This window comes from Enterobacter sp. Sphag1F, from assembly GCF_014193275.1.
In the GTDB taxonomy this organism is placed as follows: domain Bacteria; phylum Pseudomonadota; class Gammaproteobacteria; order Enterobacterales; family Enterobacteriaceae; genus Pantoea; species Pantoea symbiotica.
In genome coordinates, this window is the sequence record NZ_JACHZD010000003.1 from 1 (window position 1) to 16,938 (window position 16,938).

General features: G+C 54.2%; 16 protein-coding genes. 8 read left to right on the top strand and 8 right to left on the bottom strand.

Going from position 1 to position 16,938, the window contains the following annotated elements; translation table 11 throughout:
• Positions 1-339 precede the first annotated feature (339 nt).
• Positions 340-900 (bottom strand): D-glycero-beta-D-manno-heptose 1,7-bisphosphate 7-phosphatase, encoded by a 561-nt coding sequence (gene gmhB / locus FHW71_RS10860; protein ID WP_008108445.1) that lies wholly within the window; start codon positions 898-900, stop codon positions 340-342.
• A gap of 187 nt (positions 901-1,087) precedes the next feature.
• On the opposite strand from gmhB, the gene metN reads away from it, so the two are divergent.
• From metN to proS, 6 genes are all read left to right on the top strand, one after another.
• Positions 1,088-2,119, top strand: coding sequence for a methionine ABC transporter ATP-binding protein MetN (gene metN / locus FHW71_RS10865; RefSeq protein ID WP_008108447.1), 1,032 nt, complete (start codon positions 1,088-1,090; stop codon positions 2,117-2,119).
• Positions 2,112-2,765, top strand: a complete 654-nt coding sequence (locus FHW71_RS10870; RefSeq protein WP_008108449.1) for a methionine ABC transporter permease MetI — start codon at positions 2,112-2,114, stop codon at positions 2,763-2,765. Before metN ends, FHW71_RS10870 begins: the two co-directional genes overlap by 8 nt.
• 37 nt (positions 2,766-2,802) lie before the next feature.
• Positions 2,803-3,618 carry a MetQ/NlpA family lipoprotein gene (locus tag FHW71_RS10875; protein WP_008108451.1) on the top strand — a complete coding sequence of 272 codons (816 nt, stop codon included), beginning with the start codon at positions 2,803-2,805 and terminating at the stop codon, positions 3,616-3,618.
• 128 nt (positions 3,619-3,746) lie between these two features.
• Positions 3,747-4,148 carry an Rcs stress response system protein RcsF gene (rcsF, locus tag FHW71_RS10880; RefSeq protein WP_061718072.1) on the top strand — a complete coding sequence of 134 codons (402 nt, stop codon included), beginning with the start codon at positions 3,747-3,749 and terminating at the stop codon, positions 4,146-4,148.
• Positions 4,145-4,852, top strand: a complete 708-nt coding sequence (tsaA, locus tag FHW71_RS10885; RefSeq protein ID WP_179452013.1) for a tRNA (N6-threonylcarbamoyladenosine(37)-N6)-methyltransferase TrmO — start codon at positions 4,145-4,147, stop codon at positions 4,850-4,852. The genes rcsF and tsaA overlap by 4 nt, the downstream gene beginning before the upstream one ends.
• Positions 4,853-4,941: 89 nt before the next feature.
• Complete coding sequence (gene proS / locus FHW71_RS10890; protein WP_179452012.1) at positions 4,942-6,660, top strand: proline--tRNA ligase; 1,719 nt, start codon at positions 4,942-4,944, stop codon at positions 6,658-6,660.
• Between the two features lie 30 nt (positions 6,661-6,690).
• Here the strand turns inward: proS and arfB are convergent, their stop codons facing one another.
• Positions 6,691-7,101 carry an alternative ribosome rescue aminoacyl-tRNA hydrolase ArfB gene (arfB, locus tag FHW71_RS10895; RefSeq protein WP_008108459.1) on the bottom strand — a complete coding sequence of 137 codons (411 nt, stop codon included), beginning with the start codon at positions 7,099-7,101 and terminating at the stop codon, positions 6,691-6,693.
• A gap of 214 nt (positions 7,102-7,315) precedes the next feature.
• On the opposite strand from arfB, the gene FHW71_RS10900 reads away from it, so the two are divergent.
• Positions 7,316-7,516 carry a YaeP family protein gene (locus FHW71_RS10900; RefSeq protein WP_036622231.1) on the top strand — a complete coding sequence of 67 codons (201 nt, stop codon included), beginning with the start codon at positions 7,316-7,318 and terminating at the stop codon, positions 7,514-7,516.
• Positions 7,503-7,766: a Rho-binding antiterminator gene (gene rof / locus FHW71_RS10905; protein WP_008108461.1), complete on the top strand. Its 264-nt coding sequence runs from the start codon at positions 7,503-7,505 to the stop codon at positions 7,764-7,766. Before FHW71_RS10900 ends, rof begins: the two co-directional genes overlap by 14 nt.
• A 39-nt stretch (positions 7,767-7,805) precedes the next feature.
• Here the strand turns inward: rof and FHW71_RS10910 are convergent, their stop codons facing one another.
• From FHW71_RS10910 to dnaE, 6 genes are all read right to left on the bottom strand, one after another.
• A complete protein-coding gene (locus FHW71_RS10910) occupies positions 7,806-8,114 on the bottom strand; it encodes a cytochrome c (protein ID WP_179452021.1) in 309 nt (102 codons plus the stop codon).
• 14 nt (positions 8,115-8,128) lie between these two features.
• Entirely contained in the window at positions 8,129-9,430 is a 1,302-nt protein-coding gene (gene tilS / locus FHW71_RS10915) for a tRNA lysidine(34) synthetase TilS (RefSeq protein ID WP_179452011.1), read from the bottom strand.
• Positions 9,431-9,484: 54 nt separating this feature from the next.
• The gene (locus tag FHW71_RS10920) at positions 9,485-9,874 is read right to left on the bottom strand and encodes a VOC family protein (protein ID WP_008108470.1); all 390 of its coding nucleotides are present in this window, start codon (positions 9,872-9,874) and stop codon (positions 9,485-9,487) included.
• A 65-nt stretch (positions 9,875-9,939) separates the two neighbouring features.
• Positions 9,940-12,087: a lysine decarboxylase LdcC gene (locus FHW71_RS10925; RefSeq protein WP_179452010.1), complete on the bottom strand. Its 2,148-nt coding sequence runs from the start codon at positions 12,085-12,087 to the stop codon at positions 9,940-9,942.
• A 374-nt stretch (positions 12,088-12,461) separates the two neighbouring features.
• A complete protein-coding gene (gene accA, locus FHW71_RS10930; RefSeq protein ID WP_179452009.1) occupies positions 12,462-13,421 on the bottom strand; it encodes an acetyl-CoA carboxylase carboxyl transferase subunit alpha in 960 nt (319 codons plus the stop codon).
• Positions 13,422-13,433: 12 nt separating this feature from the next.
• On the bottom strand, positions 13,434-16,916 hold the full coding sequence (dnaE, locus tag FHW71_RS10935) for a DNA polymerase III subunit alpha (protein WP_179452008.1): 3,483 nt from the start codon (positions 16,914-16,916) through the stop codon (positions 13,434-13,436).
• Positions 16,917-16,938: the final 22 nt, after the last annotated feature.

The following is a 16,938-nucleotide window of genomic DNA, read 5'->3' on the forward strand; positions in this document are numbered from 1 at the left end:
TTCACTCGTGAGGCTTTGATATTTTTTACGTCCGGAGACGCTGATATCAATCCTGCGAGTGCCCACACAGATTGTCTGATAAATTGTTAAAGAGCGCTGCGAACAGCGGCTGAACCGCATGTCGCGAGGTGGCGTATACTACGCTTTCCTCTTTCGGAGTCAAACACTTTTTTCAGCGTTTTCATCCGGCGGGATGAATTTCTTCACTCCCTGCTGAGCCGTCTGCGTTGCCGCTTTGCCGTCTCAGTGGTGGCGCATTATAGGGAGTTATTCGGAGCTGACAAGTGCAAATTTCAAGTTTTTTGCTGTTCGCTTGAAATTTGCGCAAAAGGCCCGTTTTTAGGCCTTTTTGATGCGTGCAGGCAGCTCTGCCAGACTATTAATCACCCAATCTGCCGCTGCTTCACCTTCTGGCGTTACCGGCTTACCGCTACGTACCAGTACTTTCGTACCTACACCCGCTGCTAACGCCGCCTGCATATCTTCTATTTTGTCGCCTACCATATAAGAAGAAGCCATATCGATATCCAGATGCTGCTGCGCGGAGAGCAACATGCCCGGCTGCGGCTTACGGCAATCACACTGCTGGCGATACGCTTCTACTGTGGCATCGGGCAGATGCGGACAGAAATAGATGCCATCCAGATCAACATCGCGATCGGCCAGCGACCAATCCATCCATTCGGTGAGCTGCATAAACTGATCTTCGGTAAACATGCCACGCGCAATGCCCGACTGGTTCGTCACCAGTACCAGCGCATAGCCCATCTTCTTCAGCGCCTGTAACGCTTCGATGGTGCCATCAATGAACTCGAAATTATCGATTTCATGAACATAGCCGTGATCGACATTCAATGTGCCATCACGATCAAGAAAAATAGCCGGGACTTTATTCGCCACGTAGAAACTCCTGCTGAAAATGTGTCGCTAAGTATCGCATGATTGCGTATAGCGAGAGAATGGCAGTTTGAATGACTTCCATTGATTTAGCCGTCTGGATGCCTTAACATCCATCCAAATTTCGCACAGCCCTGCTGAGTGAAGCCCGATACACCACGGACTATGCAACACGATAATAAATAAACTAATGATTAAACTTGAGAATATCACCAAAGTGTTCCAGCAAGGTTCACGCACCATTCAGGCACTATCAAACGTCAGCCTGCACGTGCCTGCTGGACAGATTTATGGCGTCATCGGTTCATCCGGTGCCGGTAAAAGTACATTGATTCGCTGCGTCAATCTGCTGGAGCGCCCAACCTCTGGACGCGTGCTGGTTGATGGCCAGGAATTAACTACCCTTTCATCTGGTCAATTGACGCTGGCACGCCGTCAGATTGGCATGATTTTCCAGCACTTTAACCTGATGAACTCCCGCACCGTCTCCGGCAACGTGGCGCTGCCATTGGAGTTGGGCAATCTTTCACGCGAACAGATAAAGAAGCGCGTTAGCGAATTGCTGGATCTGGTGGGATTATCTGACAAGCATGATAGCTGGCCAGCAAATCTTTCTGGCGGACAAAAGCAGCGTGTCGCGATTGCCCGCGCACTGGCAAGCAATCCAAAAGTGCTGCTGTGTGATGAAGCCACCAGCGCACTGGATCCTGCCACCACGCGTTCGATTCTGGAGCTGCTGAAAGACATTAACCGTCGTCTCGGCATTACCATTCTATTGATCACTCACGAAATGGATGTGGTGAAACGCATCTGCGATCAGGTTGCGGTCATCAGCAACGGTGAGTTAATAGAGAAAGACAGCGTGAGCGAAGTGTTTTCGCATCCTAAAACGCCACTGGCGCAGCAATTCATTCAGTCAACACTGCATCTGGATATCCCCGACGACTATCAACAGCGCATGGCGCCACAGGCAACAGCCGAAAGCGTGCCGCTGCTGCGTCTGGAGTTCACCGGCAAATCGGTTGATGCCCCGCTGCTGTCTGAAGCAGCCCGTCGCTTCAACGTGAATAACAACATTATCAGTGCGCAGATGGATTACGCCGGTGGCGTGAAGTTCGGCATCATGCTGGCTGAGATGGATGGCAGCGAAACAGATACACAAGCCGCCATTGCCTGGCTGAAAGAAAATCATGTGAAAGTAGAGGTGTTGGGTTATGTCTGAAGCGATGATGTGGTTACTGACGCGCGGCGTCTGGGAAACGCTGATGATGACCTTTGTCTCTGGTTTCTTTGGTTTTGTCCTCGGTCTTCCGGTGGGCGTGCTGCTGTATGTGACGCGTCCCGGCCAGATTCTGGCCAACAACGCGCTTTATCGCGTGCTGTCGGCGCTGGTGAATATCTTCCGTTCGATTCCGTTCATTATCCTGCTGGTGTGGATGATTCCGTTCACCCGCGCCATCGTCGGAACCTCGATTGGCCTGCAAGCCGCTATCGTGCCGCTGACCGTGGGCGCCGCGCCGTTTATTGCACGTATGGTGGAAAACGCCCTGCTGGAGCTGCCAACCGGTTTGATCGAAGCATCACGCGCCATGGGCGCCACGCCGCTGCAAATCGTGCGTAAAGTCCTGCTGCCGGAAGCGCTGCCAGGTCTGGTGAATGCCGCTACAATTACCCTGATTACGCTGGTTGGCTACTCCGCAATGGGCGGAGCGGTTGGCGCTGGCGGTTTGGGTCAGATTGGCTACCAATACGGTTACATCGGCTATAACGCGACTGTGATGAACACCGTGCTGGTTCTGCTGGTTGTGCTGGTCTATTTAATCCAATTCTGTGGCGACCGCATCGTACGTGCTGTGTCCCATAAGTAAGCAAGCAACATCAATAGTCCTCTATTAAGGAAGGGATATGTCTTTTACATTTAAAAAGATTGCCGCTGTGGGTGCTCTGATTGGCGCAATTGCGCTGGCAGGATGCGATCAGAAAGCAAAAGATCCAAACCACATTAAAGTGGGTGTGATCGTCGGTGCTGAGCAGCAGGTTGCTGAAACTGCGGTGAAAGTGGCGAAAGAGAAATATGGTCTCGACGTTGAGCTGGTGACCTTTAACGATTACGTGTTGCCAAACGAAGCGCTGAGCAAAGGTGATATCGACGCTAACGCCTTCCAGCACAAACCGTATCTGGATCAGCAGATCAAAGATCGCGGCTACAAGCTGACTGCGGTGGCGAACACCTTCGTTTACCCAATCGCCGGCTATTCGAAGAAAATCAAATCACTGGATGAGTTGCAGGACGGTTCACAGATCGCCATTCCAAACGATCCAACCAACCTGGGACGTTCTCTGCTGCTGCTGCAGAAAGTGGGCCTGATCAAACTGAAAGATGGCGTTGGTCTGCTGCCAACTTCACTGGATATCACCGAGAACCCGAAAAAACTGAAGATTGTTGAGCTGGAAGCGCCGCAGCTGCCACGTTCACTTGACGATCAGCAGATCGCTCTGGCGGTGATCAACACCACTTACGCTAGCCAGATTGGTCTGACGCCAGCGAAAGATGGCATCTTCGTGGAAGACAAAGATTCACCTTACGTGAACCTGATCGTGACCCGTGAAGACAACAAAGACGCTGAGAACGTGAAGAAGTTTGTTGAGGCTTACCAGTCAGACGAAGTGTCTGAAGCGGCCAACAAGATCTTCAACGGCGGCGCAGTGAAAGGCTGGTAATTTTCACCTTTCATGCCTTGCAGGGCGGCTTCGGCCGCCCTTTCTTTTGCCATAAATTGCACCTGACTTGTTATTTATTGTCGTCCTTGTTTCAATAACGCCACTTTTTATTACTTGAGGATGTTGCCATGCGTTTTTTACCGCTCTGCTTGTTGGCATTGATGCTAACCGGGTGTGTGCGTGAATATCACCCGATAAGCAGTGCTCCTTCTCGCCCGCAACAGGCATCCAGCGAGCCAGAACGCAAACCGACTCCACGTCCTGCGCCGGTGAAGATCTACACCGATGCGGCCGATCTGGTCAGCAACCCGTTCCGCGATTTGGGCGAAGTGTCCGCTGAAGATTGCCAGAGCAGCAGCCAGGATTCGCCTCCTAACATCAACACTGCGCGTAAGCGCCTGCAGATCCGAGCGGCTGGCATGAAAGCCAACGCAGTTCTGCTGCATAAGTGCGAAATTGTCACCAGCACGCCGGGATGCTATCGCCAGGCCATTTGCCAGGGCTCTGCACTGAAAGTCTCGAATCAATGAGTGAGTTTGCCTTCGCGCAAATCGGCGTGATTCGTTCGCCGTGGAAAGAGAAGTTTGCCGTCCCGCGCCAGCCCGGTCTGGTGCAGGATGGCGGCGGCGAGCTGCATATGCTGCCGCCTTATAATCAGCCGGAAGCGGTGCGCGGGCTCGAAGAATTCAGTCATTTGTGGGTGCTGTTTGTGTTTCACCAAACCATGGGAGGTGGCTGGCGTCCGACCGTACGTCCACCGCGCCTCGGCGGCAATGCGCGTATGGGCGTTTTTGCCACCCGTTCAACCTTCCGCCCCAATCCTATCGGCATGTCGCTGGTTGAGTTAAAAGGCATTCGCTGCGAGAAGCAGCAGGTGATCTTGCAGCTCGGCAGTCTCGATTTAGTCGATGGCACGCCGGTGGTGGATATCAAACCTTATCTGCCATTTGCCGAAGCGCTGCCAGATGCGCGCGCCGGATTTGCGCAGGCGGCACCTGATGCCAGTATGCCGGTTCGCTTTTCGCCGCTGGCGCAGACTCAGCTTCAACAGCAGCAGAAAACCTATCCACAGTTAGCGCGTTTCATTAGCGAGGTGCTGGCGCAGGATCCGCGTCCGGCTTACCGTAAAGGTGAGACCGAAGATCGTGAATATGCCGCCTGGCTACTCGACTTTAACGTGCGCTGGCGCATTGATGCGGCAGGAACCGAGGTGATCGCCCTCGATCCCCGTTAAAACGCGCTTTTGAGTGATTGTTCTCGCTGGTACACTAGCCGCCAGAAAAATTTTGTCAGTCTCCTTCCGTATAAATGGAATCGTAATCAATGCGTACTACTCAATATCTGCTCTCCACTCTGAAGGAGACACCTTCCGATGCAGAAGTGATCAGCCACCAGCTGATGCTGCGCGCCGGCATGATCCGCAAACTGGCTTCTGGTCTTTACACCTGGTTGCCGACCGGTATTCGCGTGCTGCGAAAAGTTGAAAACATCGTGCGTGAAGAGATGAACAACGCCGGTGCGATTGAGATCTCCATGCCGGTGGTTCAGCCTGCCGATCTGTGGGAAGAGAGCGGCCGTTGGGAGCAGTACGGCCCGGAGCTGCTGCGCGTTAAAGATCGTCACGAACGTCCCTTCGTGCTGGGTCCAACCCACGAAGAAGTGGTCACCGATCTGATCCGCAACGAGCTGAGCTCTTACAAGCAGTTGCCGATCAATCTGTATCAGATCCAGACCAAATTCCGCGATGAAGTGCGCCCGCGTTTTGGTGTGATGCGTTCACGCGAGTTCATCATGAAAGATGCTTACTCGTTCCATACCACGCAGGAATCGCTGCAGGAAACCTATGACGCGATGTACCGCGCTTATAGCCAAAGCTTCAGCCGTATGGGCCTGGATTTCCGCGCCGTACAAGCTGACACCGGTTCTATCGGCGGCAGCGCATCACATGAATTTCAGGTGCTGGCGCTGAGCGGTGAAGATGACGTGATCTTCTCCAGCGAATCCGATTACGCGGCCAACATTGAGAAAGCCGAAGCCTTAGCGCCGGCTGGCGAGCGTCCGCAGGCAACAGCCGCCATGACGCAGTTCGATACGCCAAACGCTAAGACTATCGCTGAGCTGGTCGAGCAACATCAGCTGCCGATTGAAAAAACCGTTAAGACGCTGTTCGTCAAAGCCAGCGAAGAGAGCGGCCATACGCTGGTTGCCCTGCTGCTGCGCGGCGATCATCAGTTGAACGAAATCAAAGCCGAGAAGCTGGATATCGTCGCTGAACCGCTGGAGATGGCGAGCGAAGAACAAATTCGCGCGCTGCTCGGTGCCGGTCCAGGCTCACTCGGCCCGGTCGGTTTAACCATGCCAGTGATCGCCGATCGTACCGTGGCGAAAACCAGCGACTTCTGCGCCGGCGCTAACATTGATGGCAAGCATTTGAGCGGCATCAACTGGGGACGCGATCTGCCAGAACCACGTGTGGAAGATATCCGTAACGTAGTGGAAGGCGATCCAAGCCCAGACGGCAAAGGCACGCTGCAGATTAAACGCGGTATCGAAGTGGGCCACATCTTCCAGTTGGGTACCAAGTACTCCGAAGCGATGAAAGCGGCAGTACAAGGCGAAGATGGTCGTAACCAGGTGATGACCATGGGCTGCTACGGTATCGGTATCACGCGTGTTGTAGCGGCTGCGATTGAGCAGAACAACGACGAGCGCGGTATCATCTGGCCTGCAGCATTAGCACCGTTTGAAGTGGCGATTCTGCCAATGAACATGCACAAATCTTTCCGTGTGCAGCAGTTGGCTGAAGAGCTGTACAACACGCTGCGTGCCAAAGGCATTGACGTGATTCTGGATGACCGCAAAGAGCGTCCAGGCGTGATGTTTGCGGATATGGAGCTGATCGGCGTGCCGCACACCATCGTGATTGGCGATCGTAATCTCGATAATGAAGAGATCGAGTACAAGGCGCGTACCGCCAGCGAGAAGCAGATGATTAAGCAACATGACATCGTCGACTTCCTGACGAAAGCCCTGAACAAGTAACGCTAAAACGCCTCCAGCCGGAGGCGTTTTTTATTGTACCTTTCCACGCATCGCCTTCACGTTACTGCGCCGGGTTTTACCTTCCAGCCGCCTCACTTTAGAGCCGTGCGTGGGTTTGGTCGCGCGCCGCACTTTTTCCACCGTGGTTAACTCCTGAATCAGATTTATCAGCCGCTGCACGGCCGCTTCCCGATTCATTTCCTGGCTGCGATGCTCCTGCGCTTTGATAATCACCACACCCTCTGCGGTGATCAAATGATGGCTCGCCGCCAGCAGTCGCTCTTTGTAGAACGGCGGCAGCGACGATGCATGGATATCAAACCGCAGATGAATCGCCGTGGAGGTTTTATTCACATGCTGGCCACCGGCACCTTGCGCACGGATGGCACTGAGTTCCACTTCATTATCTGCAAGTGAAACCGATCGAGACAGCACAATCATCTGTCACCTGCCGTTTGGCTCGACGTTGCGTCGTGTAATAACCTGTTCATCAACTTAACCTTTTGTGCGCACGCTGCGTGCATGAGACCAGCGCGAAATGTCACTTTTGCCCATTTCCTTGCATCATTCCCGTGACGACCGGGCTGATTTCCATGAAATTCCTGTGATATAGTCGCCTATCATCCAGAGTATCAACTCTGCTGAGGAGGTGTATGTGCAAAAGTATTGTGAGTTAGTTCGCCAGAAGTATGCCGAAATTGGTAGCGGCGACCTTGGGTATGTGCCAGACGCCATAGGTTGTGCGTTGAAGGCTCTCAACGATATTGCCGCTGATTCTGCGCTAAACTCTTCTCTCAGGGAACAAGCAGCGTATGCCGCTGCAAACTTATTGGTGAGCGACTATGTTGACGAATGAAGCCTATAAACCCATCAACTGCGATGATTACGACAACCTCGAACTCGCCTGCCAAAAAAACTGGACGCTGTCGTTAGAGTTAAAAAACGGCGATCAGCTCAAGGCGAAAGCCGTGGACATGGTCTCACGTAAAAACGTTGAGTACCTTGCCGTCGATCTCTCAGGCGAGACCCGCGAAGTGCGGCTCGACCACATCGCCAGCTTCACCCATCCGGAGCTGGGCACCGTCGTCGTTAGCGAAGACGAGTAAAACCTCTCTCGGGCGGGAATCACATCCCGCCCACCTCGCTTAAGGCTTTAACGAACTGTAATACGCCGATAAATCTGCCATATCCTGATCGCTCAATCCTGCCACAAACGCTTTCATCACTTCCGCCTGGCCTCCGCTCCGCTCGCATTTTTTATAAGCTTGCAGTGAATGCAGCAGATAAGGCGCATGCTGCCCGGCCAGATTAGGATAGAGCGGCACCGCGCTTTTGCCCTCGGCACCGTGACACGCCATGCAGCTTGCCGCTTTTTGCGCGCCTGCATTGACATCGCCGTCGGCCAACACCGGCAGCGCCGCAGCGAATAACGTCGCTGCCATCCAAAGTTTCATCATTGCTCTCCATTTTATTGTTGTGGTGACCAGATCGCCTGCCAGCCTTGCTCATTGCTGGCTGCGCCTTCACGGGTGATAAACAACCCCGGCGCGCTAATTAGCGTCTGGTTAAAGTAAATCAACGGGATACGTTCGCGCAGCCAGGGCGCAACGCCCAACTCTTGCCACAGCTTCTTCATCTCGCGGCCACCTGCGCGCCCCTGCAAGTGATAATAACCCTGCGCCTGGAAGCGGACAGTGATCGCTTCATCCGCTGCAGGCTGACGCAGCTCGGCAATCCACGCATTCGCGTGCAGCGAACCTAAACCAGCCGGTAAATCGAGCGGCTGTATGCGGTCTTGCCAGGTTAGCGAGTGCTGACTAAGTGAAGGCTGTGGCGTTAACCAATAGAGTTTCTGCCGATAGCGGCGCAGCTCAAAAGCGCTGAAGCGCAAACAGGGTTTAGCATCCTCACGGCTGTTGATGACTTCATCGGTGATGCGTTTCAGCGCCTCACGCGAAGGCATCGCGCCGCCCTGTTGGGCAATCCAGCGGCGTAACAGCGCATGACGCCGCGCTTCACTCATGTTCATTAACGGTGGGAAGTGCAGCGCGCCCTGCGCATCGCTAAGCTGCGCCAGCTGTTCCGCCAGCAACTCGTCGAGTAGTTGCTCTTGCTCACCACAGAGCGCGGCGCTGCGAGCGCTGGCGGCGCTGAAGTGCGGCCAGCGGGCCTGCAGCAACGGCAGAACCTGCTGACGCAGGAAGTTGCGGTCATAGCGGCTATCGGCGTTGCTTTCATCTTCAATCCAGCGCAGCTGATGATCGGCAGCGTAGTTTTCCAGTTGCTGACGGCTAACGTCGAGCAACGGACGCAGATGCCAATGATCGCCAACGCTGCGCTGCGGCGGCATCGCGGCCAAACCCGCCGGTCCGCTGCCGCGTTTTAACGCCAGCAGCAGCGTTTCCGCCTGGTCGTCGAGGTGTTGAGCGGTAAGTAAGTGCTCACCGAGTTGCAGCTGCTGAAACAGCGCCTGATAGCGCGCCTCGCGGGCGGCCGCTTCAATGCCGTTGGCGCGACCATCAACCTGCACATGCAGCACTTCACAGGGAATCTGCCACTGCTGGCAAACATGCTGACAATGCAGCGCCCAGCTATCGGCATTCGGGCTCAGACCATGATGGACGTGTAACGCGCGCACACGCAATGCTGGCTGCTGACGTTGCCAGCAGACCAATTGATGCAGCAGCACAGTGGAATCGAGTCCGCCACTGAACGCCAGCACATAGCCAGCGTCGGGTGTCAGCAGCGAAGCAAGATGAGATAAAGACATGAGCGCGTTCCGTCCGGGCGAGCCACCGAATTGCGGCTCGCGGCGGACGCTAGTTTACGCCTGATACAGCTCCAGCGGCAAACCGTCCGGATCGGGGAAGAAGGTGCAGGCTTTACCGGTTAACGCATCAATACGAATCGGCTCGCACGTCACGCCCTTCTCCGCCAGCGCCGCAATTGACTGCTCAACATCCTCAACACAAAACGCCAGATGGCGCAGGCCGCAGGCTTCCGGCCCACTGACGCGTGGCGGCGGCGATGGGAAAGAGAACAGCTCGATGGTGTAAACCCCGTTAAGGCCGAGATCGCCTTTCCACGAGTCGCGCTCGGCGCGGTAATATTCACCCAACAATTCAAAACCCAGCACATCACAGTAAAACGCCTTACTGCGCTGATAATCGGTGGCAATAATGGCGATGTGGTGGATCTGTTTTATCTGCAGCATAGCGACTCCGGTTTTCACATAAGCCGCTTACCCTACGTGGCAAAAGCGGCGTTGGAAAGAGGTGATTATCCGACTTCTTCACGCAATACGCGCACCAGATAGCGGCCATCTTCCGTCAGCGTTGCACCGTGAATATCGGTTTCGAAGCCGGGATAGTGTCGACCAATAGTGCAGAGCATCAGCAGAAAATCGAGCACGGAACGGCTCTGTTCCGTAATCATCTCGCCCGGCATCACCACCGGCACGCCTGGCGGGTACGGCAGAATCATGTTGGCAGAAATGCGACCCACCAGCTCGCGAATATCCACCGTTTCCACCTGACCTTTTACCTGGCGCTGGAATGCCTGATGCGGCGTCATCTTCATCTCCGGCAGCACGTCGAACGCTTTCAACATCAGGCGCGGCAGATCGTGTTGCAGGATCAACTGATGAATGCCCTGCGCCAGCGTTTGAATGCGCATATTGCGGTAGAAGTCGGGATCTTCAGCATAGAGATCCGGCAGCATGTTTTTCACCCGCAGATTGAGATCGTATGCGCGCTTAAACTCCGTCAGCCCACGCAGCACGCTCATCGCTTTGGTTTTATCAATACCGATGCTGAACAGAAAAAGTAGATTGTACGGCCCGGTTTTCTCCACCACGATACCGCGCTGATCGAGGAACTTAGCCACCAGCGCGGCTGGAATGCCCTCTTCCGCCATCTTGCCCAGCTCGCTCATGCCCGGCGTCAGAATGGTGACTTTGATCGGATCGAGATACATGTGATCGCGATCAGCATGAGTGAAACCGTGCCAATCTTCTTCGCCCGGCTGGATCGGCCAGCATTCGGCTTGATCGACCTGCTCCGGCTGCCAGATATCAAAGAACCAGCCTTCGCACTCTTCCCGTAAGCGCTGAATTTCACGACGGAAATGCAGCGCACGTTCAACCGAGCGGTTGATCAATCGCTTACCCGGATTACCGCGCAGCATCGCCGCTGCAGTTTCAATCGACGAGACAATCGCGTAGCTCGGCGATGTGGTGGTATGCATCATGTAGGCTTCGTTAAAGGTGTGCTCGTCGTAATCACCTTTGATATGAATTAGCGAAGCCTGCGAGAACGCCGCCAGCAGTTTGTGCGTCGATTGCGTTTCATAGATCACTTTGCCGGGAATACGGTCGCCGCTCATGCCGCTTTTACCGGCATAAATTGGATGGAAATTGGTGTACGGCACCCACGCAGAATCGAAGTGGATTGATGGCACATCCAGCGTCTGTTTGATGAACTGCGTGTTATACAGCAGGCCATCATAGGTTGAGTTGGTGATCACCGCATGCACCGGCCAGCTGGCGCGCGGCGTGGCGTTGACCTTTTGCTGGATGCTGTCACGCGTAAACTCACGCTGTGGAATGCCGCCCAAAATGCCCAGCGCGTTGCGCGTCGGTTTGAGCCAGATCGGGATGATGTCGCTCATCATCAGCAAATGGGTCAGCGATTTATGGCAGTTACGGTCTATCAGCACCGTGCTGCCCGCAGGCGCCGCATACATGCCGACGATTTTGTTCGAGGTCGAGGTGCCGTTGGTCACCATATAGCTTTGCTCGGCGCCAAAGGTGCGCGCGACGTACTCCTCCGCTTCCAGATGCGGGCCGGTGTGATCGAGCAACGAACCCAATTCCGTTACCGAGATCGAGACATCCGCTTTTAAGGTGTTCGAGCCGAAGAAGTCATAAAACAAGCTGCCCACCGGGCTTTTCTGGAACGCGCTGCCGCCCATGTGACCTGGCGTACAGAAGGTGTATTTGCCCTCTTTGACGTAGGTGAACAACGCTTTGGTCAGCGGCGGCGTTATGTTATCGATGTACTCATCGGTGTACTGACGAATATGCAGCGCGATGTCATCGGCAGCGCTCAAGGCATATTCGAAGAAGTGCAGCGCCATGCGCATCTCGTTGATGCTGACATCCATTTGCGAATGGGTGTTGATGAAGGCATACAGCGGCAGATATTCATTGAGCTGATTGATGTCGCTACACAGCGCCAGACTGTAATCGTCCCAGTCAAAAATCACTCCGCAGATACGCGGATTGTGTTCAATCAACTTCAGCAGGTCGCTGGCATTATTGGGGTAAACGGTTTGGAAGCCTTGCAGCTTAAGGGCAGCATCCAGTTCGCGAATAGGCTCATCTTTGTAGAAAGCGCCGTGCGGTCCCATGATCGCAATAATATTCAATGCTCACCTCCTGTGGTGTTGTGGCACTGAATAAGGATAGCGAAAAGCGCGCGCGGATAAACCTGGAATGCTCTGCTGTTGAGTAATTGCAACCGAATGCTAATGTTCCAGAAAAGCCATGATAAAGCCTGAGGGGACAGGAAAGACCAGCCCGAAGAGCAAAGCATCCGAGCCATGGATGGCGAGGCCGATCTGCACGGATGCAGTTATTCTTTGCGATCGGGCTGGTCTTTTCTGGACCTTGCACCGAAGTCACAGCGAAATCGTCGACCAGGTAGCCATGAATGGCTACCCTACGAATGGCTGGTCAGGATGGTGTACGTTAGACATAAAAAAAGCGGACCGAGGTCCGCTTCTTGCTTCAGTTTGATGTATCAAGCGTAACCGTAGTTCATCAGGCGCTGATAGCGACGGTTGAGCAACTCTTCGGTGCTCAGCACATCGAGATCGGCCAGATCCGCTAACAGTTGCTTTTTCAAGCTGACAGCGATATCAACTGGATGACGATGCGCGCCACCCAGCGGCTCAGGAATGATGGAATCGATCAGCTTCAGCTCTTTCAGACGCTCAGCTGTGATACCCATCGCTTCCGCAGCCAGCGGTGCTTTGTCGGCGCTTTTCCATAGAATCGACGCACAACCTTCCGGTGAAATAACCGAATAGGTGCTGTACTGCAGCATATTGACTTTATCGCCCACGCCGATGGCCAGCGCACCACCGGAACCGCCTTCGCCGATTACGGTACAAATCACCGGAATTTTCAGGCCAGACATTTCACGCAGGTTGCGGGCGATCGCTTCAGATTGACCGCGCTCTTCTGCACCCACGCCCGGATAAGCACCCGGCGTGTCGATGAAGGTGATCAGCGGCATCTTAAAACGTTCAGCCATTTCCATCAGACGCAGCGCTTTGCGGTAGCCTTCTGGTGCCGGCATACCGAAGTTACGACGGATTTTCTCTTTGGTTTCGCGACCTTTCTGATGACCAATGATCATCACTGGACGACCGTCAAGACGGGCAATACCGCCGACAATCGCTTTATCATCGGCATAAGCACGGTCGCCAGCCAGTTCGTCGAAATCATCAAACGCGTTGCGGATATAGTCCAGTGTATAAGGACGCAGCGGATGACGCGCGAGTTGCGCCACTTGCCATGCGCCTAAATCGGAGAAGATTTTACGGGTTAGCTCAACGCTTTTTTCGCGCAGACGCTGCACTTCCTCATCCAAATTAATATCGTGTTTCTCATCCGAACGGCCAATCGATTTTAACGAGTCGATTTTCGCTTCAAGCTCTGCGATTGGCTGTTCAAAATCCAGGTAATTAAGACTCATAATGTTCCTGTTTTAGTCAAACTCCAGTTCCACCTGCTCCGATCCTACTAACGACCGCAAATCGTTGAGTAAACGATCGCTGGGCGAAATACGCCACGCTGCACCAAAGCGTAGCTTCGCTCGCGCATCGGCTCTCTGATAGTAGAGATGCACCGGAATGGTCCCGGAGCGATGAGGCTCCAGAGACTGGCGGAGACGGTTTAAAAGCTGGTCATCAATTTGCCTGTCCGTCAGCGAGATAGCAAGTCCGCGCGCGTATTTTTCCCGCGCTTCGTCGATGTCCATAACTTCCCGAGCGGTCATTTTAAGGCCACCGCTAAAGTCATCAAAGCTGACCTGTCCACTGACGATCAGGATACGGTCCTTCTCCAGCAACTGCTGGTATTTATCTAACGCATCGGTAAATAACATCACTTCAAGACGACCAGAACGATCGTCAATCGTACAAATACCAATTCGGTTGCCGCGTTTAGTAACCATCACGCGGGCGGCAATCACCAGCCCCGCCGCAACGGTTACTTTACCACGATCTGTCGGATGCATGTCTTTCAGGCGCATGCCGCCGACGTAACGCTCAATTTCTTTCAAATACTGATTAATTGGATGTCCGGTGAGATACAGACCCAAGGTCTCACGTTCGCCATCCAGTTGAATTTGTTCAGGCCACGGCGTGATGCTGGCGTAGGATTTCTCCACCTGCTCCGGCTCTTCCGCCAGCACGCCAAACATATCGGCCTGGCCGATGGCTTCGGCTTTGGCATGCTGATCGGCCGCTTTTAAGGCATCGCCAAGCGCACTCATCAAGGCCGCGCGATGCGGGCCGAGACGATCGAACGCGCCCGACATGATCAGTTTTTCCATCACGCGACGGTTAATCTTTTTGGTGTCGGTGCGAGCACAGAGATCAAATAGCTCTTTGAAGTAACCGCCTTCATTACGCGCTTCAATGATTGCTTCGATCGGACCTTCACCCACGCCTTTGATCGCGCCGATGCCGTACACGATCTCACCTTCATCGTTAACGTGAAACGGGTAGAGTCCTGAATTGATGTCTGGCGGCAGCACTTTGAGGCCCATGCGCCAGCATTCGTCAACCAGGCCAACCACTTTCTCAGTGTTATCCATATCGGCGGTCATTACGGCCGCCATGAACTCTGCCGGATAGTGCGCTTTCAGCCACAGCGTTTGGTAAGAAACCAATGCGTAAGCAGCGGAGTGCGACTTGTTAAAGCCATAGCCGGCGAACTTCTCTACCAGATCGAAGATTTTCATCGACAGTTCGCCGTCGACGCCCATCTTCTCCGCACCGTCCTGGAACACCGAACGCTGCTTCGCCATCTCTTCCGGTTTCTTTTTACCCATCGCACGACGCAACATGTCCGCGCCGCCCAGCGTGTAACCCGACAGCACCTGCGCGATCTGCATCACCTGTTCCTGATACAGAATGATGCCGTAGGTCGGCTCCAGCACCGGTTTCAGGGTTTCGTGCTGCCACTGAATATCCGGATAAGAAATCTCTTCGCGGCCGTGCTTACGGTCGATGAAGTTATCTACCATGCCCGATTGCAGCGGTCCCGGACGGAACAGCGCCACCAGTGCGATCATATCTTCGAAGCAGTCAGGCTTCAGACGTTTGATCAAATCTTTCATGCCGCGCGATTCAAGCTGGAACACCGCAGTAGTTTCCGAGCGCTGCAGCATATCGAAGCTTTTTTTGTCTTCCAGCGGGATGGCGGCGATATCAATCGGTGGCAAACCCTGCTTTTCACGGCGCGGGTTAATCATCTTTAGCGCCCAGTCGATGATGGTAAGCGTACGCAGGCCGAGGAAGTCAAACTTCACCAGCCCAGCATATTCCACGTCATTCTTATCAAACTGGGTAACCGGGAATTGCCCGTTTTCATCGCAGTACAGCGGCGCAAAATCGGTGATTTTGGTCGGCGAGATCACCACACCACCGGCGTGTTTACCGGCATTACGCGTGACACCTTCCAGTTTCCGCGCCATGTCGATCAGCGCTTTCACCTCTTCATCTGCCTCGTAGATCTCCGGCAGCTGCGGTTCAGCCAGGAAGGCTTTCTCCAGCGTCATGCCAGGATCGGGCGGGATCAGCTTAGAGATACGATCAACAAAACCGTACGGATGGCCGAGTACACGTCCCACATCGCGAATAACCGCTTTCGCTGCCATGGTACCGAACGTAATGATCTGCGATACCGCATCACGTCCATACATATCGGCCACGTGATCGATCACCTGATCGCGTTTCTCCATGCAGAAGTCGACGTCGAAATCGGGCATCGAGACACGTTCCGGGTTCAGGAAGCGTTCGAACAGCAGGTCAAATTCCAGCGGATCGATATCGGTAATTTTCAGCGCATACGCCACTAATGAACCGGCACCCGAACCACGGCCTGGACCAACGGGAATACCGTTGTCCTTCGACCACTGGATAAACTCCATCACGATCAGGAAGTAGCCGGGGAAGCCCATCTGGTTGATAACAGTGAGTTCAATCTCCAGACGTTCATCATATTCCACGCGTTTTTCAGCGCGCACCGCCGGATCCGGGAAGAGGAATTCCATACGCTCTTCCAGGCCTTCGCGCGACTTCGCCACGAGGAAGTCTTCGGTGCTCATATCACCGGTGGGGAACTGCGGCAGGAAATACTCGCCGAGGCGCACCGTCACGTTACAGCGCTTAGCAATCTCTACGCTATTTTCCAGCGCTTCCGGGATGTCCGAGAACAGCTCGCACATCTCCTCTTCACTGCGCATATATTGCTGAGGGCTGTAATTGCGCGGACGCTTGGGATCGTCCAGCGTGTAGCCGTCATGAATCGCCACGCGGATTTCATGCGCATCAAAATCTTCTTCATTGAGGAAGCACACTTCGTTGGTGGCAACGACGGGAATACCTTCGGCAATTGCCAGTTCGACGGCACCATGCAGATAGGCCTCTTCATCGGCGCGACCGGTGCGCATCAATTCGAGATAATAGCGATTCGGGAAGTGTTCCTGATAGAAGCTCAAACACTGCGCGACCATCGCGCTATTGCCGCGCAGCAGACTGCGGCCCACATCGCCACGACGTCCGCCAGACAGCAGAATCAGGCCTTCGCCCAGCTCCAGCAGCCAGTCACGATCGATGATGGGGCCCGCAATGCCGTAACCACGCTGATACGCACGCGAAATCAGCAAGGTCAGGTTTTGATAACCGGTGTTATTGGCCGCCAGCAGAGTTAACTGCGTCAGCTCATCGCCCATCAAGTCACTGGCGACCTGGAAGTCAGCACCAACAATCGGCTTGATCCCCGCGCCATGCGCACTACCGTAAAAACGCACCAGCCCGCACAGGTTGATGTAATCGGTAATCGCGATCGCCGGCATGCCCAGCGCAGCCGCCTTTTTGACTAAAGGTCCGGTTTTCGCCAGACCATCAACCATGGAGTAATCGCTGTGGACGCGCAGATGTATAAAACGAGGTTCAGCCATATCAGTTTCCGGTTAAAACAGC

Bases quoted from the DNA above. Each gene is read 5' to 3' on its own strand.
- metN (WP_008108447.1), top strand. From the start codon at position 1,088: ATGATTAAACTTGAGAATATCACCAAAGTGTTCCAGCAAGGTTCACGC.
- FHW71_RS10870 (WP_008108449.1), top strand. From the start codon at position 2,112: ATGTCTGAAGCGATGATGTGGTTACTGACGCGCGGCGTCTGGGAAACG.
- FHW71_RS10875 (WP_008108451.1), top strand. From the start codon at position 2,803: ATGTCTTTTACATTTAAAAAGATTGCCGCTGTGGGTGCTCTGATTGGC.
- rcsF (WP_061718072.1), top strand. From the start codon at position 3,747: ATGCGTTTTTTACCGCTCTGCTTGTTGGCATTGATGCTAACCGGGTGT.
- tsaA (WP_179452013.1), top strand. From the start codon at position 4,145: ATGAGTGAGTTTGCCTTCGCGCAAATCGGCGTGATTCGTTCGCCGTGG.
- proS (WP_179452012.1), top strand. From the start codon at position 4,942: ATGCGTACTACTCAATATCTGCTCTCCACTCTGAAGGAGACACCTTCC.
- arfB (WP_008108459.1), bottom strand. From the start codon at position 7,101: ATGATTGTGCTGTCTCGATCGGTTTCACTTGCAGATAATGAAGTGGAA.
- rof (WP_008108461.1), top strand. From the start codon at position 7,503: ATGTTGACGAATGAAGCCTATAAACCCATCAACTGCGATGATTACGAC.
- FHW71_RS10910 (WP_179452021.1), bottom strand. From the start codon at position 8,114: ATGAAACTTTGGATGGCAGCGACGTTATTCGCTGCGGCGCTGCCGGTG.
- tilS (WP_179452011.1), bottom strand. From the start codon at position 9,430: ATGTCTTTATCTCATCTTGCTTCGCTGCTGACACCCGACGCTGGCTAT.
- FHW71_RS10920 (WP_008108470.1), bottom strand. From the start codon at position 9,874: ATGCTGCAGATAAAACAGATCCACCACATCGCCATTATTGCCACCGAT.
- accA (WP_179452009.1), bottom strand. From the start codon at position 13,421: ATGAGTCTTAATTACCTGGATTTTGAACAGCCAATCGCAGAGCTTGAA.
- dnaE (WP_179452008.1), bottom strand. From the start codon at position 16,916: ATGGCTGAACCTCGTTTTATACATCTGCGCGTCCACAGCGATTACTCC.